This window comes from Roseibium salinum, assembly GCF_026240905.1.
Classification (GTDB): Bacteria; Pseudomonadota; Alphaproteobacteria; order Rhizobiales; family Stappiaceae; genus Roseibium; species Roseibium salinum.
The window spans coordinates 4,521,730-4,540,874 of the sequence record NZ_JAPEVI010000003.1; the positions used below are offsets into that span (position 1 = coordinate 4,521,730).

Sequence of the window (19,145 nt, forward strand, 5' to 3'; positions counted from 1 at the left end):
CGCGTCGGCGAAACGGTTCCGGCCAAGGGGCACGGGAGCCGGCCTTGCCTGGTCCCCCAGCTGTAATGGCCGTGCTCCAGTGCCCATTGCCTGCATAGCCGTCGACACACCGAATGCTCCCGGTACGGGGCGGCGGGACAGCGTTTCTCTTGACGCAGATCAAGGTGGTTTGGCGCGCCAATGCTAGGGTTGGGAATGCTGGGCGGTGTGATTTTTCTCATGACCGTTCGAGGCATTCATCGGCCGTTCGCGGCCGGCCGCATTTCGTCTGCGGCGAACGGGCCGCCGATGATGATGGAAGGGCGGTCCAGGGATACGGGAGAACTTCCATGAAAAAATTTCTTGCAGCCACGCTCTGCACTTTCATGCTGGCAGGGACCATCGGAACGGCCGCTGCGCAACAAGACAACCCGCAGCGCGGTTCAGGTATGATGGGCCGCCAAAACACCGACCAGGGCCAGTCAATGCCCGGTCCGTTCCACCGCTGGCAAGGCATGATGCAGGGGGACTACGGCCGGATGGGCTACGGGATGATGTCCGGACGCGGCTGGGGCGGCCATATGATGGGCCCGGGCATGATGATGGGCCGAATGATGGGTCCGGAGATGATGATCGTGATGATGGACACCAATGGAGACGGCAATCTGTCGCTTGAGGAGTTCCAGGCCGTCCATGCCCGCATGTTCAAGATGCTCGACAAGGACGGAGACGGTCAGCTGACCGGCGAGGAAATCGGGCCACGGTGGAGCACGGACGATTCCGATTCCGACGACTGATCGCGGCCTGACGCGTTCTCCGATGGCTCAGGCGCGGTGTTCGCCACCGCGCCTGTCCTTCATCGCATGGTGGAGGAAGATCCGGGTGACGACTGGCCGAGATCATCGAGGATCGGGCAGTCCGGGCGATGATCGCCCGCACAGGCGTCCATTAGATGCGCCAGGGTCGAGCGCATGGATTGAAGCTGCGCAATCTTTTCGTCTATCCTGGCCAGGTGTTCACCGGCAATGCGCTTCACGTCGGCGCTTTCCCGGCTGTCGTCCTCGTAGAGCTCCAGCAGGGTTCGGCAGTCCTCGATCGAAAACCCGAGGGCTCTCGCCCGGCCGAGAAAGGCCAGCTTGTGGGAATCCTGTTCGCGAAAGCTGCGATAGCCGTTCGTGCTCCGCAACGGTTTGATCAGACCGATGTCCTCATAGTAGCGGATCGTTTTGACCGGGACGCCGGACAGGGTGGAAACATCTCCGATATTCACGTCACTCTCTCCTGTTATTCGGCTGGTTTCAGTTGCGGGACCGCGCTCTGCGGCACGGGGGCTTTGCTCTCGTCCATCGGCGCTTCGACGCGGCGCAGCCGCAGGGCGTTGGTCAGGACGAAGACCGATGAGAGGGCCATGGCCCCTGCAGCCAGGACGGGCGACAGCAGGAGTCCGAAGAGCGGATAGAATACGCCGGCGGCAACCGGGATCAGCGCCACGTTGTAGCCGAATGCCCAGAACAGGTTCTGGCGGATATTGCTCATGGTCCGCCGCGACACTTCAAAGGCGTTTACCACACCGCGCAGGTCGCCCGACATCAGAACGACATCCGCGGATTCGATGGCGACGTCCGTGCCGGTGCCGATGGCGATGCCCACGTCGGCATGGGCGAGGGCAGGCGCGTCGTTGATCCCGTCGCCGACAAAGGCGATCTTCTGTCCGCTGCCCCGCAGCGTGTCGAGAGCGGCGACCTTGCCGTCGGGCAGGACGCCCGCAACCACCTGGTCGATCCCCGTTTCCGCGGCGATCGCCTCGGCGGTTTCGCGTTTGTCGCCGGTGATCATCGCCACTTTCAGGCCCTGGGCATGAAGAGCGGCAATTGCGGCGCGGCTCGCGGGCTTGACGGGATCCGAAACCCCGATCACCGCCGCGATCCTGCCATCGATGGCGGCAAAGAGCGCCGTGCGACCACGCCGGGCGAGATCCGCTTCGGCTTCCGCCAACGCTCCCGGATCGATGCCCTCGCGCTGCATCAGCCGATCCGCACCGACGAGCACGTCAGCGCCCCCGGCGAGAGCCCGCACGCCATAGCCGGTGATCGAGGTGAAGTCCGCGATATCGGCAAGAGCGACGCCCTCGCTGCGGGCCGCCCGCACGATGGCGGCCGCGATCGGATGTTCCGAATTCTCCTCTACCGCGGCCACAAGGGCCAGCACATCGGCGCGGTCGAAACCGTCGGCCAGGATAAGGTCGGTCAGTTCGGGATGGCCTTCGGTGATCGTGCCGGTCTTGTCGAGCGCAACCACTCCGACCGAGGAGAGCTGCTGCAGGGCGTCGCCCTTGCGGAAAAGCACTCCCATCTCGGCGGCCCGGCCGGTGCCGACCATGATAGAGGTCGGCGTCGCCAGTCCCATGGCGCAGGGGCAGGCGATGATCAGCACCGAGACCCCGGCGACCAGTGCCAGCGTCAGGGCCGGGGAGGGGCCGAAGATCAGCCAGACGAGCACGGTCAGCGCCGCCACCGCCATCACGGCGGGCACGAACCACAGTGTGATCCGGTCCACTAGCCCCTGGATCGGCAGCTTGGCGCCTTGGGCTTCTTCCACCATGCGGATGATCTGCGCCAGCGTCGTGTCGGCACCGACCCGTGTGGCGCGGAAGCGCAAGGCCCCCGTCCCGTTCACGGTTCCGCCGGTGACCGCATCGCCCGGCGTTTTTTCCGCCGGCACGGGTTCGCCGGTGATCATGCTCTCATCGACATGGCTCGTGCCTTCCGTCACCTCGCCGTCGACGGCGATGCGTTCGCCCGGGCGGACAACGACAATGTCGCCGGTATGCAGCTCGTCAATGGCAACTTCCACCGGCTCGCCGTCGCGCAGCACCCGTGCGGTACGGGCCTGCAGGCCCAGAAGCTTCTGGATCGCGGCTCCCGTGCGCCCCTTGGCACGGGCCTCCAGAAACCGGCCCATCAGGATGAGCACGACGATCACCGCCGCGGCCTCGAAATAGACGGCGCGGACCTCATCGGGCAGCAGGTCGGGGAGAAAGGTAGCGATCACCGAATAGGCATAGGCTGCGCCGGTGCCGACGGCGACGAGGCTGTTCATGTCCGGGGTACCCTTAAGGAGCGCGGGTATGCCCTTCAGAAAGAATTGCAGCCCCGGCCCGAACAGGACCACGCTCGTCAGAACGAACTGGATCAGCCAGCTTGTCTGATGGCCGATCGTGTGGCCGATCAGCGCGTGCATTCCCGGGATGACATGACTGCCCATCTCCAGGATGAAGACCGGCAGGGCCAGCACGGCGGCCAGGATCACCCGCCGGGCGAGGCCGCGCGCTTCTTCCTCTTTTTGGGCCGCGCGATCCTGGGTGGCACTCGCCTCGGCGATTTCCGCCGGATAGCCGGCTTTGGTCGCGGCGGCGACCAGCGCCGCGGGATCGGTGACGCCCTCCAGATAAGTCACTCTGGCCGTTTCGGAGGCTAGGTTCACATTCACGTCCGTCACGCCCGGGACAGCGGCCAGCGCCATGTCCACCCGTCCTACGCAAGAGGCGCAGGACATCGATTTCACATTCAGCGTGACGCTGGCACGGCGGGCGGGATAGCCCAGCTCATCGAGCTTGTCTGCCGCGCCGATCAGCTGTTCGGGCCGGTCCACGGTCAGCCGCGCGGTTTCATTCGCCAGGTTGACCGATACGTCGCTGACGCCATCGATTGCCGCCAGGGCGCGGTCCACACGCCCCACGCAAGACGCACAGGACATTCCCTCGATGGAAAGCGTAGCGTGCTGTGTCATGGTCAGTCGTCTCCGATTTGAGGTTCCGGCAGCTTATCTAGGGCTTCCAGTGACTGGAAGGTCAAGGGCGTGACGAATCTTTTTTCACGGCACGTTGGGGCTTGACCTTCCACTTACTGGAGACTGCATAATCCACCATGAACGTAATCGTACCAAGGAGGTGTGCCATGAAGTATCACGTACCGGACATGAGCTGCGGCCATTGCAAAGCGACGATCGATCGCTCTCTCAAGGACGCGGACGCGGCGGCCCGCCTGGAATTCGACATGGAGAACAGGATTGTCACGGTGGAAAGCCGGCTTCCTTCGGATAAGATCCAGGAAACCCTCAAGGCTGCCGGCTACGAGGCCGCCCCGGTGCAACAACCGGCCTGAACGAAACCCGCCGCGGCGGACACCATGCATTTCAGGATCGAACATGAACTGGGCTGGCCGGCCCGCGTGCCGGAACATCTGGAAACCGTCAATCTCGACCACCCACACTGACCGGCCGACCGGCGCGTTCCCACCCTTCAACCGCTGTCGGCAAACCTGGGGGGCGGCGTCGGTCCGTGCCTCCTGAGACTTCGGTATACGATCCCTCCTGTCGTGTGCTATTTTTCCGGCTTCCGTAACGGAATGGAGGCTGCAATGACTAGCTGGAAAATCGAAGGCCAATACATGGAAACGTGCAACTGTGATTTTGTGTGCCCGTGCATTACCAGCAACCTCGAGGCGGTCCCGACCGAAGGTGACTGCAAGGCCGCAATCGCCATGCGGATCGACAAGGGCGAAAAGGACGGTGTCCGGCTCGACGGGCTGTCCTTCATCGCCCTTCTGTGGTCGCCGGGAGCGATGGCAGAGGGCAACATCAAGGTCGGTCTGATCATTGACGAGCGCGCCGACGAGGCGCAGACGGCGGCCATCACCGAAATCGCGACGGGTGCGGCCGGCGGACCGATGGAAGCCCTGGGCCCGCTCGTCGGCGAAATGGCGGGTGTCGAAAAGCGGCCCATCAGTTTCGAAGGCGATGGCATGCGATATGCCGTCAAGGCCGGCGAACTGGTGGACCAGGCATTGGAGGGCGTGCCCTCCGCAGCTGATGCCGGCAAGGCGATCATGCTGGAGAATGTCGCCCATCCGGTAAATTCGAAGCTGGCACTTGCCAAGGCGACACGAAGCAGGTTGCACGCTTTCGGTATCGACTGGGACGACGCCAGCGGCACCAGGAACGCGCATTTCGCTCCGTTCTCATGGGCCGCGTAGGTTCATCGGGTTTTGCCTGCCGGAAGAGTGTCCCGTGACCGACACCACGCCCCTGGAGACCGTCCTGAAGCGCGATCGCCTGATCGTCATGGTCGGGCTTGCGACGGTGGTTGCCCTGGCGGCGGTCTACACGGTGGCGGGCGTCGGCATGTCCATGTCGGCGCTCAGCATGACCGGGATGGCCGTCGAAATGCCGGGGATGATGATGGAACCGGCGGTCTGGTCCGCGCCCTACGCCCTGCTCGTCTTCCTCATGTGGTGGGTGATGATGATCGCCATGATGGTGCCGAGCGCGGCGCCGATGATCCTCCTTCACGCCTCTCTTGCCCGCAAGCGCAAAACCGCACGTTCGCCTTATGGAGCCGTCTCGTGCTTCGTCGCGGGTTACCTCGCCGTGTGGGGCGGCTTCAGCCTTGTGGCGATGGCCCTGCAATGGGGGCTCGAGCGGGTCGGCACGATGACGGGCATGATGGAGATCGTCAGCGCACCGCTTGCCGGCATGGTGCTGCTTGCCGCTGGCCTTTACCAGTTGACGCCGCTCAAGGAGACCTGCCTCAAACATTGCCGTCATCCCATGTTTTTCCTGCTTCATCACTGGAAGCCGGGCGCCGTCGGGGCCTTTCGCATGGGAGCGGAGCACGGAGCTTACTGTCTTGGCTGCTGCTGGTTCCTGATGGCGCTCCTGTTCGTCGGCGGGATCATGAACCTCTTCTGGATTGCCGGCATCGCGATTTACGTGGCGGTGGAAAAGCTCGCCGCCGGACACCGCCTACTGACCACCGCCACCGGTATTCTCCTTGCCCTTTGCGGCGTCTGGCTGATGGCGGAGCCCTATCTGGCCGCTTGAGGGCCGGCCCGGATCTTTTGCCCCGTCCACGCCTTTTATCCCTGACGACACCGCATTTTCGACGCAGACGCCGGTTAGGGCGTCTCGCGATTGGATTGAATTCATTTGGCCGGAAAACGCACTAACTGTTGGTTCCGGTTGCCATGGCCATGGACAACAAGAAACACGCTTCGTTAAAGTCGTTGGTCCGTGGCGGGTTAAAAATGCTCATCAGAGAGACAGATAAAGTCCCAGAGGCCGACGCAATGAAAGAAGAAATCCTACGACATCTGTGCAAATCGCTCGGCAAGGATGCAGCGCATTCATCCGTTCACGATTGGCGCGTAGCCCTTTCACTGGCGCTGCGCGACCGGATGGTCGACCATTGGTTTCGAAGTACCCGCGAGACCTACGAAACCCGCGCAAAACGGGTCTATTACCTGTCGATGGAATTCCTGATCGGCCGGCTCGTGGAGGACATGGCCGCAAATCTCGGCCTTGTCGAGGAAGCAAGGGCCGCGCTGACGGAGCTGGGTCAGGATTATGACGCGGTCGTGCTGAACGAACCGGATGCAGCTCTCGGCAATGGCGGGCTCGGCCGTCTGGCGGCGTGTTTCATGGATCTGCTCGCCTCCCTGGGCATTCCCGCCTACGGCTACGGTATCCGTTACGAACACGGGCTGTTCAAGCAGGATTTCGTGGACGGACGCCAGGTGGAAACCGCCGAAACCTGGCTGACGCAACGCAATCCCTGGGAATTCGAACGGCCCGAAGTCCAGTTCCGCATCGGCTTCGGTGGCCATGTGGACCATCATGACGGCAAGGCCTACTGGCATCCCTGGGAAACCGTGCTGGCCACTGCGTATGATACGCCGGTCGTCGGCTGGCAGGGCAAATGGGGCAATACGCTGCGCCTGTGGTCGGCCAGGCCGGCATCCAAGTTCGACCTGGAAAGCTTCAACCGGGGCGACTATCTGGCGGCGGGGCGCTCCGAAGCGCTGGCGCGGACCATTTCAAGGGTGCTTTATCCCGACGACACGACCGAGGCGGGCAAGGAACTGCGCCTCAAGCAGGAGTATTTCTTCACCGCGGCGTCCATCATGGACCTGCTGCGCCGTTTCCTCAGCGATCATGACGACATCCGCGAACTGCCGCAGTACGTGGCCATTCAGCTCAACGACACCCATCCGGCCATCGCCGGGCCGGAGCTTGTCCGGCTGATGAGCGACGAGCACAATCTGCCGATGGACGAAGCGATCGAACTGGCCCGGCGCTGCCTCGGCTATACCAATCACACGCTGTTGCCGGAGGCGCTGGAGCGCTGGCATGTCGGTCTCCTGGGCCGTGTTCTGCCCCGGCACCTGGAAATCATCCGCGCCATCGATGAAGACCAGCAGGCCAGGCATCCCGGCAGTCCGCGCATTCTGGAGCATGACCATGTGCATATGGGGGAGCTTGCCTTCATCATGGCGCACAAGGTCAACGGCGTCTCGGCACTGCATACGGAGTTGGTCAAGAGCACGGTCTTTTCCGACCTGCACCGCATCCACCCGACACGGATCGTCAACCAGACGAACGGCATCACTCCGCGCCGCTGGCTTCACACCTGCAACGCACCCCTGAGCAACCTGATCACGCGCGAGATCGGCGATGGCTGGGTCGCGGATCTGGAAAAGCTCAAGGCGCTGAACCAGCGCACCGGCGACCGTGAGTTCCTTGACGCGTTCAGCGCGGCCAAGCGGCAGAACAAGACGGAGCTGGCCGACTGGATCGCACAGACTTGCGGCATCGCGGTCGATCCCGATGCCATGTTCGACGTCCAGATCAAGCGCATCCATGAATACAAGCGCCAGCTGATGAACATCCTGGAAACGGTGGCGCTGTGGAACGAGATGCGCGATGCGCCGGATGCCGAATGGACGCCGCGGGTCAAGATCTTCGGCGGCAAGGCCGCGCCGGGCTATCACGTGGCCAAGCAGATCATCCACCTGATCAACGACGTCGCCCGGGTGATCAATAATGACCCGGTGACCGGCGACCTGCTGAAGGTGGTGTTTCCAGCGAACTACAATGTGACCATGGCCGAGCGCCTGATTCCCGCCGCTGACCTGTCGGAGCAGATTTCCACGGCCGGAAAGGAAGCCTCGGGCACCGGCAACATGAAATTCGCGCTCAACGGCGCGCTGACCATCGGCACGCTGGACGGAGCCAATGTGGAAATCCGCGAGCATGTGGGATCGGAGAATTTCTTCCTCTTCGGCCTCACCGCCCGCGAGGTTGTCGAACGGCGCCATGTCCACGGCTACGCAAGGGCCGCGATCGAGGCGAGCCCGCGTCTGTCGCGCGTTCTCGGCCAGATCGCCGACGGGCAGTTCTCGCCCGAGGATTCCTCGCGCTACCATGGGCTTGTCGGCGGCCTCTACGATCATGACTATTTCCTCGTGACCTGCGATTTCGACAGCTATTTCGACACCCAGCGCCGCGCCGACCAGGTGTACCGCAATGGTTCGAACTGGGCGGCGATGGCGCTGCGCAATACCGCGAGCATGGGCTGGTTTTCCTCCGACCGGACGATCAGGGGCTATGCGCGCGATATCTGGCAAGTGGACGCCGTCGACAGGGCGGGCCTGGAGATGACGGCATGAGTGATGCTGCGCTGATCGATCCTGATGCTGCCCGCGCGATTGCCACCGGCGATCACGGTGATCCGTTTTCCGTACTCGGCATGCACGAGGACGGGGGCAATCTCGTCGTGCGCTGTTTCCATCCCGAGGCGGAGGCCGTGGACCTGCTGGATGCAGAGACCGGAAGTCTCGTGACCGCCTTGAAGCCGGTGGAAGGCGCCCCGGGTGTGTTTGCCGCGACTGTCCCGGAGCGCCGTAAACGCTTTGACTACCGGCTGCGCATGACGCGCGGGGGAGAGACATGGACGCAGGCGGATCCCTATGCCTTCGGACCCTGTCTGGGCGAGATCGATGAGTACCTTCTCGGCGAAGGTACCCATGGCCGGCTGTGGGAGGCCCTCGGAGCCCATGTCATCACGCACGAGGGGGTTAAGGGCACGCATTTTGCCGTCTGGGCGCCCAACGCGCGGCGTGTTTCCGTCGTCGGCGACTTCAACGGCTGGGACGGGCGCCGGCATGTTATGCGGCGGCGCAGCGCCACGGGCGTGCATGAACTCTTCGTGCCGGGCGTCGGTGACGGCGTCGTCTACAAATACGAAATCCTGGGCAGCGGCGGCCAGCTGCTGCCGTTGAAGGCCGATCCGGTCGGGTTCGGCTCGGAGAAACCGCCGCAGACGGCCTCGGTCGTCCGTGATCTCGGCCGCCATGAATGGACCGACGGGGAATGGATCGGCAAACGCTCCGACCTGCAGCGGATCGACCGGCCGATCTCCATCTACGAGGTCCACCTGGAATCCTGGCGGCGCGTGCCGGAAGAGGACGGCCGTCCGCTGACCTATCGCGAGTTCGCCACGCAGCTGGTGGCCTATGCGACAGATCTGGGCTTTACCCATATCGAGCTGACGCCGATTTCCGAATATCCGTTCGGCGGTTCATGGGGGTATCAGCCGGTCGGGATGTTCACGCCCACGTCCCGGTTCGGCCAGCCGGATGACTTCCGCGTCCTGGTGGAGGCCTGTCATGACGCCGGTCTCGGCCTGATCGTCGACTGGGTGCCCGGGCATTTCCCGTCCGACGCTCACGGCCTGGCGCAGTTCGACGGAACCGCGCTTTATGAGCATGCCGACCCGAAGGAGGGCTATCATCCGGACTGGAACACGCTGGTTTACAACTACGGCCGCACCGAGGTTACCAACTATCTGATCGCCAACGCGAAGTTCTGGTTCGAAGAGTACCATATCGACGGGCTGAGGGTGGATGCGGTGGCTTCGATGCTCTATCGCGACTATTCCCGCAAGGAAGGCGAATGGGTGCCCAATGTCCATGGCGGCCGGGAAAACCTCGAGGCGATTGCCTTTCTGCAGCACATGAACGAGGCGGTGTACGGCGAAAGTGCCGGGATCATGACGATCGCCGAGGAGTCGACCGCGTATCCCGGCGTCAGCGCGCCCACCTCGAACGGCGGGCTCGGCTTCGGCTTCAAGTGGAACATGGGCTGGATGAACGACACCCTGCGCTATATGGCCGAAGACCCGGTGTACCGGAAATATCACCATGACAAGATGAGTTTCAGCCTGCATTACGCCTTTTCGGAGAACTTCGTTCTTCCGCTGAGCCACGATGAAGTGGTGCACGGCAAGGGATCGCTTCTGGGACGCATGCCGGGGGACGAATGGCAGCGCTTTGCCAATCTCAGGGCCTATTACGGCTTCATGTGGGGCCATCCCGGCAAGAAGCTGCTGTTCATGGGCGGGGAATTCGCGCAGCGGGCCGAGTGGAACCATGAGCAGAGCCTCGACTGGCATCTGCTTGAAACGCCACCGCATGCGGGGATGCAGGCGCTGGTCCGGGACCTGAACGGGCTCTACCGGTCGGCGCCAGCGCTCTACGAACGGGACTGCAAGGCGGAAGGCTTCCGCTGGATCGACGGCGGCAATGCCGAGGAATCGATCTTTTCCTGGATCCGCTACGGCGCCGAGGGCAGCGCGCCTGTGCTGGTCATGTCGAACTTCACGCCTGTCGCGCGCAGCGGTTACCGGGTCGGGGTGCCCGTGCCCGGCCACTGGGCCGAGCGCTTGAACACCGACTCGGCGATCTACGGCGGCAGCAACCAGGGGAATGCCGGGGGCGTCAAGGCCGATGCCGTGGCCGCTCATGGCTGTGAACAGTCCATAGAAATCACAGTTCCGCCGCTGGCGACGGTGTTTTTTGAGCTTTCGGAAGTCTAACGGCGATACAACCGGAAAAGGGAGGGCTCCATGGAATATGACAGACACAGACTGGCCCAGCAGACGCTTGCCTATGTCCTGGCGGGCGGGCGGGGCAGCAGGCTGAAGGAAATGACCGATGTCCGGGCGAAACCGGCGGTCTATTTCGGAGGCAAGACGCGGATCATCGACTTTGCCCTGTCGAACGCGGTCAATTCCGGCATCCGCAGGATATGTGTCGCGACCCAGTACAAGGCGCACAGCCTGATCCGGCATATCCAGCGCGGATGGAGCTTCTTCCGGGCCGAGCGCAACGAGTCGCTCGACATCCTTCCGGCCTCTCAGCAGCTCGACGAGGAGAACTGGTACAAGGGAACCGCCGACGCGGTGAACCAGAACATCAAGATCATCCGCAGTTACGGGCCGAAATATATTCTCGTTCTGGCGGGCGATCACATCTACAAGCAGGACTACTCGATCATGATCGAGCAGCATGTGAGGACCGGCGCCAGGGTGACCGTGGGCTGCATCGAGGTGCCGCGCGAAGAGGCCAAGGGCTTCGGTGTCATGGCAGTCGACGAGGCGGACAAGATCCTCGACTTCGTGGAAAAGCCGGCCGACCCGCCGGCAATGCCCGGCGATCCCGATCACTCGCTGGCCAGCATGGGCATCTATGTCTTCGATGCCGAAGATCTTTACGATCTTCTGCAGAAGGACGCCGCCGATCCCGACTCGAGCCACGATTTCGGCAAGGACATCATTCCCCGGATCGTTGCCGAGGGCGGCGCGATAGCTCACCCCTTCAGGCGGTCCTGCGTGATGTCGGGTCTGGAGTCCGAGCCATACTGGCGCGACGTCGGGACAATCGACGCCTACTGGCAGGCCAATATCGACCTGACCGATTTCGAGCCCGGGCTCGACATCTACGCGAATGACTGGCCGATCTGGACCTATTCGGAGCTGGCCCCGCCGGCCAAGTTCATTCACAACGAGGAAGGCCGGCGCGGGCAGGCGGTCTCGTCCATGGTCTCGGGCGGCTGCATCATTTCCGGCTCGTCCCTTTACCGCTGCCTGATGTTCACCGGGGTCAAGACCCACTCCTATTCGCATCTGGAAGGGGTCGTTGCCCTGCCATACTGCGAGGTCGGCCGCCGCGCCTATCTGCGGGACGTCATCATCGACCGCGGCGTCAAGATCCCCAACGGTCTTGTCGTCGGCGAAGACCCGGAGCTCGACGCCAAGCGCTTCCGGCGCACCGACGAGGGGGTATGTCTGATTACCCAATCCATGATCGACAGGCTGGATATGTGACATGAAAGTGCTGATGGTGGCTTCGGAGTGCACCCCGTTCATCAAGACCGGGGGGCTGGCGGATGTTGTCGGCGCCTTGCCGCAGGCGCTGGCCCGGGCCGGTATCGATTGCCGCACGGTCCTGCCGGCCTATCCATCCCTGCAGCCGCTTGTCGCCAAGGGCAAGGAGGTCGCCGGTTTCAGCGACCTGCCCGGCGGTGCCGGGCGGCTGGTACAGGTTGCCGCCGCAGGCATGACGCTGCTGCTTCTCGATGCTCCGCAGCAATTCGACCGGCCGGGCCAGCCTTATACGGGACAGGACGGCCTGGACTGGCCGGACAACCACCTGCGGTTTGCGGCTCTGGCGCAAGTCGCCGCCCGGATCGGCCTGGAGGGCATCGGGGACTGGAAGCCTGATATCGTGCATGTCCATGACTGGCAGGCGGCGCTGGCGCCGGTCTATCTGAAACAGGCCGGCGGCGCGGCGCCCAGGTCGGTGCTGACCGTCCACAACATTGCCTTCCAGGGGCGGTTCGGACCGCACGTTGTGAAGGAACTCGGCCTGCGCAGCGACTGGTTTCATCCAGACGGTTTCGAATATTACGGCGATGTGAGTTTCCTGAAGGGCGGGCTCATGTTCGCCGACCGGATCACCACCGTCAGCCCGACCTATGCCCGCGAAATCCTGACACCGGAATTCGGCATGGGACTGGACGGTGTGCTGCGGGCGCGCGCCGACGCTCTGTCGGGCATCCTCAACGGGATCGATACGGAAATCTGGAACCCGGCGGAGGACAAGGCGTTGAAAAGCAGGTTCGACGCCCGCAGTCTCGGCCGCAAGCGCGACAACCGGGCACAGATCGCCGTCCGGCTCGGGCTCGACCCTGATAACACCGGGCCCCTGTTTTGTGTGATCAGCCGCCTGACCCATCAAAAGGGCCTGGACGCGCTGGCCGGGGCGGTGCCGCATATCGTGGCGCGCGGCGGGCAGCTGGCGGTGCTGGGCACCGGCGAACCGGGGCTCGAAAAGGCGTTCCTTGAAGCGGCGGACGCTCATCCGCACATGGTGGGCGTCCATATCGGCTTCGACGAGGGACTTGCGCATCTCCTGCAGGGCGGCAGCGACGCGATCCTCATTCCCTCGCGCTTTGAGCCCTGCGGACTGACACAGCTTTGCGCCCTGCGCTACGGCACCCTGCCGGTTGTCGCGCGCACCGGCGGTCTGGCAGACACGGTGATCGACGCCAATGCCGCCGCGGTTGCCGTCAAGTGCGCAACCGGTTTCGTCTTCGACGATGTCAGCGTTGCCGGGCTGGAGGCGGTCATCGACCGGGTCTGCGACCGTTACGCGGACAGACCTTCGTGGCAGGCAATGCAACGGTCCGCGTTGCGCCAGCCCGTCGGCTGGGAACAGTCGGCCGAGGCCTATGCGGACTTGTACAGAGAGCTCGGCGAATGAACGATCACTGCAGTGTCATGTCGGAAATCACAGCGGGCACCCCGTACCGCCTCGGGGCTCATTTCGACGGAGAGGGCACGAATTTCGCCCTGTTTTCCGAAAACGCGTCGCGGGTGATGCTCTGCCTTTTTTCGCCGGACGGCAAACACGAGCTGCAAAGGCTCGCCTTGCCCGAGCGCACCGGCTCCGTCTGGCATGGCCACGTTGCGGGCCTCAGGCCGGGCGCGCTCTACGGCTACCGGGTGGAAGGCACGTACGCACCGGACAACGGCCACCGGTTCAATCCGAACAAACTGCTGATAGATCCGTACACACGCGAATTCCACGGCACGTTTGGCGAACATGGTTCCACATTCGGCTATCAGATCGGTTCACAGCAGGGCGACCTGTCCTTCGACGAGTCTGACAGTGCGCCGCATGTGCCGAAATGCGTGGTCTCCGATCCTGCCAGCTTTCCGCTCGACGCGCAGACCCTCGGTCGGGGCTGGGACGGAACGCTCATCTACGAGGCCCATGTCAAAGGCACGACCATTCTGCATCCCGGCGTTCCGGAGGCCATGAGAGGCACATATGACGGGCTCGCGTCTCCGGCCATTCTGGATCACCTGACGCGTCTGGGGGTCACGACTGTCGAACTCCTGCCCGTCCATGCGATCAAGTCGGAAGACGCGCTGCGGGCAAGGTCGATGGTCAATTACTGGGGCTACAACACGATCGGCTTCTTCACGCCCGAACCACGCTATTTCGGCCCGGCCGGTATCCTCGGTTTTCGCGCCATGGTCGAGCGTTTCCACGCAGCCGGCATCGAGGTCATTCTCGACGTCGTCTACAATCATTCGGCCGAAGGCAACCACCTGGGACCGACGCTCAGCTTCCGCGGGCTCGACAATGCATCCTACTACCGGCTCATGGACGGCCAGCGGCGCTACTACGTCAATGACACGGGCTGCGGCAACACGCTGAACGTCGACCATCCCTACGTGCTGCGCATGATCATGGACAGTCTGCGTTTCTGGGTCCAGGCGATGGGCGTCGACGGCTTCCGCTTCGACCTTGCCGTGGGGCTGTGCCGCGAACGCCATGGTTTCGACAGCCAGGGCGGTTTCCTGGATGCGCTGCGGCAGGACCCTGTGCTGGCTGGCGTCAAGCTGATCGCCGAGCCTTGGGACCTGGGGCCTGGAGGCTACCAGCTGGGCAAGTTCCCGCCGCCTTTCGCCGAATGGAACGACCGCTACCGCGACACGGTGCGGCGGTTCTGGCGGGGCGACGGACACAGCGCCCAGGACCTCGGCTCGGCGCTGCTCGGCTCGGCGGACCTTTTCGACAGCGCCGGCAGGCGCACCTGGTCCTCGGTCAACTTTGCCGCGGCCCATGATGGCTTCACGCTGGCCGACACCACGCGCTATGCCAAGCGGCACAACGAGGCCAACGGCGAAGGCAACCATGACGGCCACCACAGCAATTACAGCGACAATTTCGGTGTGGAGGGCGACAGCGACGACCCGGTGATCATCGAGGCCCGGCGCCAGCGCATCCGCAACATTCTGGCCACCGTGCTCCTGTCCCAGGGAACCCCGATGATCCTTGCCGGAGACGAGGGCGGCAACAGCCAGAACGGCAACAACAACGTCTATTGCCAGGACAACGAAACGAGCTGGATCGACTGGCAGGCAATGGATGGCGGCCTGACCGAATTCACCGCAGCCGTCTCCCGGTTCCGGCGGGAACACGCGGCTGTGCGGCAGACCAGCTTCCTGCACGGTGCTGTGCGCGAGTCCGATGGCAAGCCGGACGTGGCGTGGCGCGATTTCGACGGCTCGGCTCTGAACTGGCGCGATCCCGGACTTTCCAGCCTGTGCCTGCTGCTGCGCGGCTGCGCGGAAAGCGCGGTGGGCGACCAATCCGAGGACGAGGTCCTGCTGGCTTTCAATCGCGAATCCCGCGAACTCGAGTTGGGCCTGCCCGATCCCGGTTCGCGGCAGTGGGTGCGGGAAATCGACAGTTCGCAGAACCACCAGTCACCTTGGCCGATCACCGATGGCAGCGTCCGGGTTGCGCCCCACTCGGTCTCTGCATTCGTATTGCGTTCGTTCGGAGCCGCGTGATGACTGCGGATGCGGCCCTCAGGGAACTCGCCCGCGAGAGCGGCGTGCATCTGGAGTTCCAGAACATGGCCGGACAGCGGCAGGCCGCCGAGCCGCCGACCCTGCGTGCGCTGCTTGGCGGGCTGGGCGTCGCCGCGGATACGGATGCCGCCGTCGCCGATGCGCTGGCGGAGCGGCGCGCTGAAAGAATGACGCGCCGCTTGCCGCGCGAAGCCGTCCTGCCTGCCGGAAGGCCCGCGGAAATTGCCGTGCCCGGCCGCTGCGACTGGAGCCTCGTTGCAGAGGACGGCGCGGAAGTCCGTGTGGGCGCAAGCGACACTGGCATCACGCTTGCCGACCTGCCGGTCGGCTATTTCACGCTTCATGTGTCGGGTGATGGTTGGACGGAAGAGGTGTTCCTGCTCTGTCCGCCACACTGCGCGCCAAGCCTTTCACAGCGGACCGGGGCGGAGCGGAGCTGGGGGATCTGCGGCGCGCTTTACGGGCTGCGGTCGCAGACGAATGGCGGGCTCGGCAACTATTCTGATCTGGCCGTGGCTGCCGGGGCGCTTGGCCGCAGCGGAGCGCAGTTCTTCGGCATCAATCCCGTCCATGCCCTGGGGTGGGCCGCGGCGGAGACGATCAGCCCCTATTCGCCGACGCATCGCGGGTTCTTCAACACCGACCATATCTCGCCGGCCACCGGTCTCGGGCCTGGCCCGGCGGGCGATCTGATCGACTATGCGGACTTCCGCAAGCGCCATCGCGCGGCGCTGGAGGCCGAATTTGCCGGCTTCATCGACAGCGGTTCGGAAAAGGACCAGGCGGCCTTTCGCCGGTATTGCCGGGCCGCGGGCCGGCCCCTCGACGATTTCGCTGCCTTCGAGGCCTTGAGCGAGCAGCACGGCGAGGCGTTTCAGAAATGGCCGGCGGCGTTCAGAAGCCCGGGCGAGGCGGCGGATCAGGCTGCCGGCGCAAGGGCGGGCTTCCATCGGTGGCTGCAGTGGCGGGCCGAACAGCAGATCGTCCGGGCACAGCATGGCGCACGGTCTTCCGGCATGAAGCTGGGGCTCTACCTCGACCTCGCGGTCGGCCCGCGCCGGGGCGGCGCCGAGGTGTGGATGAACCGGGACACGATCGCCGGCGGCATTTCCATCGGCGCGCCGCCCGATCACCTGAGCCCGGAAGGCCAGTCCTGGGACCTTGCGGCCCACGCGCCGACCAAGCTGGCGGCCAACCGGTACGAACCGCTCAGGACCATGCTGCGCACGCTGATGGGAAAATGCGGCCTGTTGCGGATCGACCACGCCCTGGGGCTGTTGCGCAGCTACTGGCTGCCGGACGACGGCAGTCCGGGCGGCTATGTTTCCCAGCCCTTCGAGGCACTGCTGGCCGTGATCACCATCGAAGCCTGGCGCAGCGGATGCGTGGTGGTGGGCGAAGACCTGGGCCTTGTTCCCGCAGGCTTTCGCGAAGGCCTCAACGGCGCCGGGCTCTACAGCTATGCGGTGTGGCAATACGAGGCCGATGACGGCGGCTGGCTGAGCGCGCCGGAAGACCTGCGCCCCTTCAGTCTCGCCTGTTTCAGCACCCACGACACGCCCACCCTTGCCGGGTTCTGGCACGGGATCGACATCGAATGGTGGCAAAGGATCGGCTGGCTGCCGGCCGGGGAGGCCGAAAGCCGCCATGGCCTGCGCGCGCATCAGCGCAACAGCCTCCGCGCCCATTGCGGCATCGGGCAGGAAACCGATATCAGGCGGATCAGCGCCGCCATCCACAACAGACTTGCCCGCTCGCCCGCGGCGCTGGTGGCGCTCCAACTGGACGATCTCTTCGGCGTCATCGAGGCGCAGAACCTCCCCGGTACGATCGACCAGCATCCGAACTGGCGCCGCCGGTTTCCGGTGGCGGTCGAGCAGTTCCCCGCAGCCGGACCTCTGGCGCGTATCCGCGATCTGATGCCCGAGCGAAATCCGACTGATGAAACAATGCAGAGAGGACTGGAAGCATGTCTGGAGTGACTCGCAGCTGCACACCCTTTGAGGGCCAGAAGCCCGGAACCTCGGGACTGCGCAAGAAGACCCGCGTCTTCATGGAGCCCGGCTATGTCGAGACCTTTGTCCAGTCGATCTTCAACGCGATCGGCGGGGCCGGCGGCAAGACGTTCGTCGTCGGCGGCGACGGGCGGTATTTCAACGCCGAGGCCATTCAGACGATCCTGCGTATCGCCGCTGCCAATGGTGCGGCGCGGGCGATCGTCGGGCAGAACGGCCTCCTGTCGACGCCGGCTGCGTCCAACCTGATCCGCAAGCGCGAGGCCAATGGCGGGCTGGTCTTGTCGGCAAGCCACAACCCCGGTGGCATCGACGAAGATTTCGGCCTGAAATACAACACCGCCAACGGCGGTCCCGCGCCGGAAAACGTCACGGCCGCGATCTACGAGGAGACCACGAGGATCGCGGAATATCGCACGCTGGAGAGCGAGGACCTCGATCTTTCGGAGCTCGGCGAAAAAAGTCTCGGCGGCATGACCGTCGAAATCGTCGATCCGGTCACCGACTATGCCGCCCTGATGCGCGAGCTGTTCGACTTCGACAAGATCCGCGCGCTCATCTCAAGCGGCTTTACCCTGCGCTTCGACGCCATGCATGCGGTCACCGGTCCCTATGCCAGGGCCATTCTGGAGGAAGAGCTCGGTGCGCCGGAAGGATCGGTGATGAATGCCGTCCCCTCGGTCGATTTCGGCAAGGGTCACCCGGACCCGAACCCGATCTGGGCCAAGCCGCTGGTGGATCTGGTGATGTCAGACGACGGCCCGGACTTTGCCGCCGCGTCCGATGGCGACGGCGACCGCAACATGATCCTCGGCAGGGGCGTCTACGTGACGCCGTCCGACAGCCTTGCCGTACTCGCCGCCAATGCCCATTTCGCGCCGGGCTACGCCCACGGCCTGGCAGGCGTGGCGCGGTCGATGCCGACCAGCTCGGCCTGCGACCGGGTGGCCGAGAGGATGGGCATCGCCTGTTACGAAACGCCGACGGGCTGGAAATTCTTCGGCAACCTGCTCGACGCGGGCCGCGTCACCCTGTGCGGCGAGGAAAGCGCGGGAACCGGATCGGATCATGTGCGGGAAAAGGACGGGCTCTGGGCCGTGCTGCTCTGGCTCAACATCCTGGCGGAGCGCCGCCTGCCGGTGCGCGATATCCTGGCCGATCACTGGGTCACCTACGGCCGCAACTACTATTCGCGGCACGATTATGAGGCCGTGAACGCGGATGCCGCGCAGGACATGATGGCCGACCTGACCGAAAGGCTGCCGCAGCTTGCCGGAACACGGGCGGGCAATCTGGTCGTCTCGGCCGCCGATCAGTTTTCCTACACCGACCCGGTGGACGGCTCCGTCAGCCGCAACCAGGGCATCCGGATCTGGCTCGAGGGCGGCGGCCGGGGTGTGCTGCGCCTGTCCGGCACCGGCACGGAAGGGGCAACGCTGCGCATCTACCTGGAACGCTACATGCCGGCGGACGGCGAACTTACCATCGAAACCCAGACGGCCCTGCGCGAGATCGCCGAGGCGATCGCAGAAGTGAGCAAGCTGACCGAATACACCGGGCGCACGGCTCCCGATGTCATGACGTGA

At 64.3% G+C, this 19,145-nt stretch carries 13 protein-coding genes; 11 read left to right on the top strand and 2 right to left on the bottom strand.

The window, feature by feature from the left end; genetic code table 11:
* Nucleotides 1–329 precede the first annotated feature (329 nt).
* On the top strand, nt 330–776 hold the full coding sequence (locus ON753_RS25545) for an EF-hand domain-containing protein (RefSeq protein ID WP_265966796.1): 447 nt from the start codon (nt 330–332) through the stop codon (nt 774–776).
* 59 nt (nt 777–835) lie between these two features.
* Here the strand turns inward: ON753_RS25545 and cueR are convergent, their stop codons facing one another.
* A complete protein-coding gene (gene cueR / locus ON753_RS25550; protein WP_265966798.1) occupies nt 836–1,249 on the bottom strand; it encodes a Cu(I)-responsive transcriptional regulator in 414 nt (137 codons plus the stop codon).
* Between the two features lie 14 nt (nt 1,250–1,263).
* Complete coding sequence (locus ON753_RS25555; protein WP_265966800.1) at nt 1,264–3,768, bottom strand: heavy metal translocating P-type ATPase; 2,505 nt, start codon at nt 3,766–3,768, stop codon at nt 1,264–1,266.
* Between the two features lie 167 nt (nt 3,769–3,935).
* Between ON753_RS25555 and ON753_RS25560 the strand changes: the two genes are divergently transcribed.
* The 10 genes from ON753_RS25560 to ON753_RS25605 all read left to right on the top strand — a co-directional run bounded on the left by ON753_RS25560 (nt 3,936) and on the right by ON753_RS25605 (nt 19,145).
* Nucleotides 3,936–4,142, top strand: coding sequence for a heavy-metal-associated domain-containing protein (locus ON753_RS25560; RefSeq protein WP_265966802.1), 207 nt, complete (start codon nt 3,936–3,938; stop codon nt 4,140–4,142).
* 255 nt (nt 4,143–4,397) lie between these two features.
* Nucleotides 4,398–5,012, top strand: a complete 615-nt coding sequence (locus ON753_RS25565; RefSeq protein ID WP_265966804.1) for a DUF1326 domain-containing protein — start codon at nt 4,398–4,400, stop codon at nt 5,010–5,012.
* Nucleotides 5,013–5,046: 34 nt separating this feature from the next.
* The gene (locus ON753_RS25570; RefSeq protein ID WP_265966806.1) at nt 5,047–5,859 is read left to right on the top strand and encodes a DUF2182 domain-containing protein; all 813 of its coding nucleotides are present in this window, start codon (nt 5,047–5,049) and stop codon (nt 5,857–5,859) included.
* 245 nt (nt 5,860–6,104) lie between these two features.
* Nucleotides 6,105–8,483 carry a glycogen/starch/alpha-glucan phosphorylase gene (locus ON753_RS25575; protein ID WP_265966808.1) on the top strand — a complete coding sequence of 793 codons (2,379 nt, stop codon included), beginning with the start codon at nt 6,105–6,107 and terminating at the stop codon, nt 8,481–8,483.
* Nucleotides 8,480–10,690 (top strand): 1,4-alpha-glucan branching protein GlgB, encoded by a 2,211-nt coding sequence (glgB, locus tag ON753_RS25580; RefSeq protein WP_265966810.1) that lies wholly within the window; start codon nt 8,480–8,482, stop codon nt 10,688–10,690. Before ON753_RS25575 ends, glgB begins: the two co-directional genes overlap by 4 nt.
* Nucleotides 10,691–10,720: 30 nt before the next feature.
* Complete coding sequence (glgC, locus tag ON753_RS25585; RefSeq protein WP_265966813.1) at nt 10,721–11,980, top strand: glucose-1-phosphate adenylyltransferase; 1,260 nt, start codon at nt 10,721–10,723, stop codon at nt 11,978–11,980.
* 1 nt (nt 11,981) lies between these two features.
* Complete coding sequence (gene glgA, locus ON753_RS25590) at nt 11,982–13,418, top strand: glycogen synthase GlgA (RefSeq protein ID WP_265966815.1); 1,437 nt, start codon at nt 11,982–11,984, stop codon at nt 13,416–13,418.
* Entirely contained in the window at nt 13,415–15,523 is a 2,109-nt protein-coding gene (glgX, locus tag ON753_RS25595; protein WP_265966817.1) for a glycogen debranching protein GlgX, read from the top strand. The genes glgA and glgX overlap by 4 nt, the downstream gene beginning before the upstream one ends.
* Nucleotides 15,523–17,526 carry a 4-alpha-glucanotransferase gene (gene malQ, locus ON753_RS25600; RefSeq protein WP_265966819.1) on the top strand — a complete coding sequence of 668 codons (2,004 nt, stop codon included), beginning with the start codon at nt 15,523–15,525 and terminating at the stop codon, nt 17,524–17,526. The genes glgX and malQ overlap by 1 nt, the downstream gene beginning before the upstream one ends.
* A complete protein-coding gene (locus ON753_RS25605; protein ID WP_265966821.1) occupies nt 17,514–19,145 on the top strand; it encodes an alpha-D-glucose phosphate-specific phosphoglucomutase in 1,632 nt (543 codons plus the stop codon). Before malQ ends, ON753_RS25605 begins: the two co-directional genes overlap by 13 nt.

Bases quoted from the DNA above. Each gene is read 5' to 3' on its own strand.
- ON753_RS25545 (WP_265966796.1), top strand. From the start codon at position 330: ATGAAAAAATTTCTTGCAGCCACGCTCTGCACTTTCATGCTGGCAGGG.
- ON753_RS25555 (WP_265966800.1), bottom strand. From the start codon at position 3,768: ATGACACAGCACGCTACGCTTTCCATCGAGGGAATGTCCTGTGCGTCT.
- ON753_RS25560 (WP_265966802.1), top strand. From the start codon at position 3,936: ATGAAGTATCACGTACCGGACATGAGCTGCGGCCATTGCAAAGCGACG.
- ON753_RS25565 (WP_265966804.1), top strand. From the start codon at position 4,398: ATGACTAGCTGGAAAATCGAAGGCCAATACATGGAAACGTGCAACTGT.
- ON753_RS25575 (WP_265966808.1), top strand. From the start codon at position 6,105: ATGAAAGAAGAAATCCTACGACATCTGTGCAAATCGCTCGGCAAGGAT.
- glgB (WP_265966810.1), top strand. From the start codon at position 8,480: ATGAGTGATGCTGCGCTGATCGATCCTGATGCTGCCCGCGCGATTGCC.
- glgC (WP_265966813.1), top strand. From the start codon at position 10,721: ATGGAATATGACAGACACAGACTGGCCCAGCAGACGCTTGCCTATGTC.
- glgA (WP_265966815.1), top strand. From the start codon at position 11,982: ATGAAAGTGCTGATGGTGGCTTCGGAGTGCACCCCGTTCATCAAGACC.
- glgX (WP_265966817.1), top strand. From the start codon at position 13,415: ATGAACGATCACTGCAGTGTCATGTCGGAAATCACAGCGGGCACCCCG.
- malQ (WP_265966819.1), top strand. From the start codon at position 15,523: ATGACTGCGGATGCGGCCCTCAGGGAACTCGCCCGCGAGAGCGGCGTG.
- ON753_RS25605 (WP_265966821.1), top strand. From the start codon at position 17,514: ATGTCTGGAGTGACTCGCAGCTGCACACCCTTTGAGGGCCAGAAGCCC.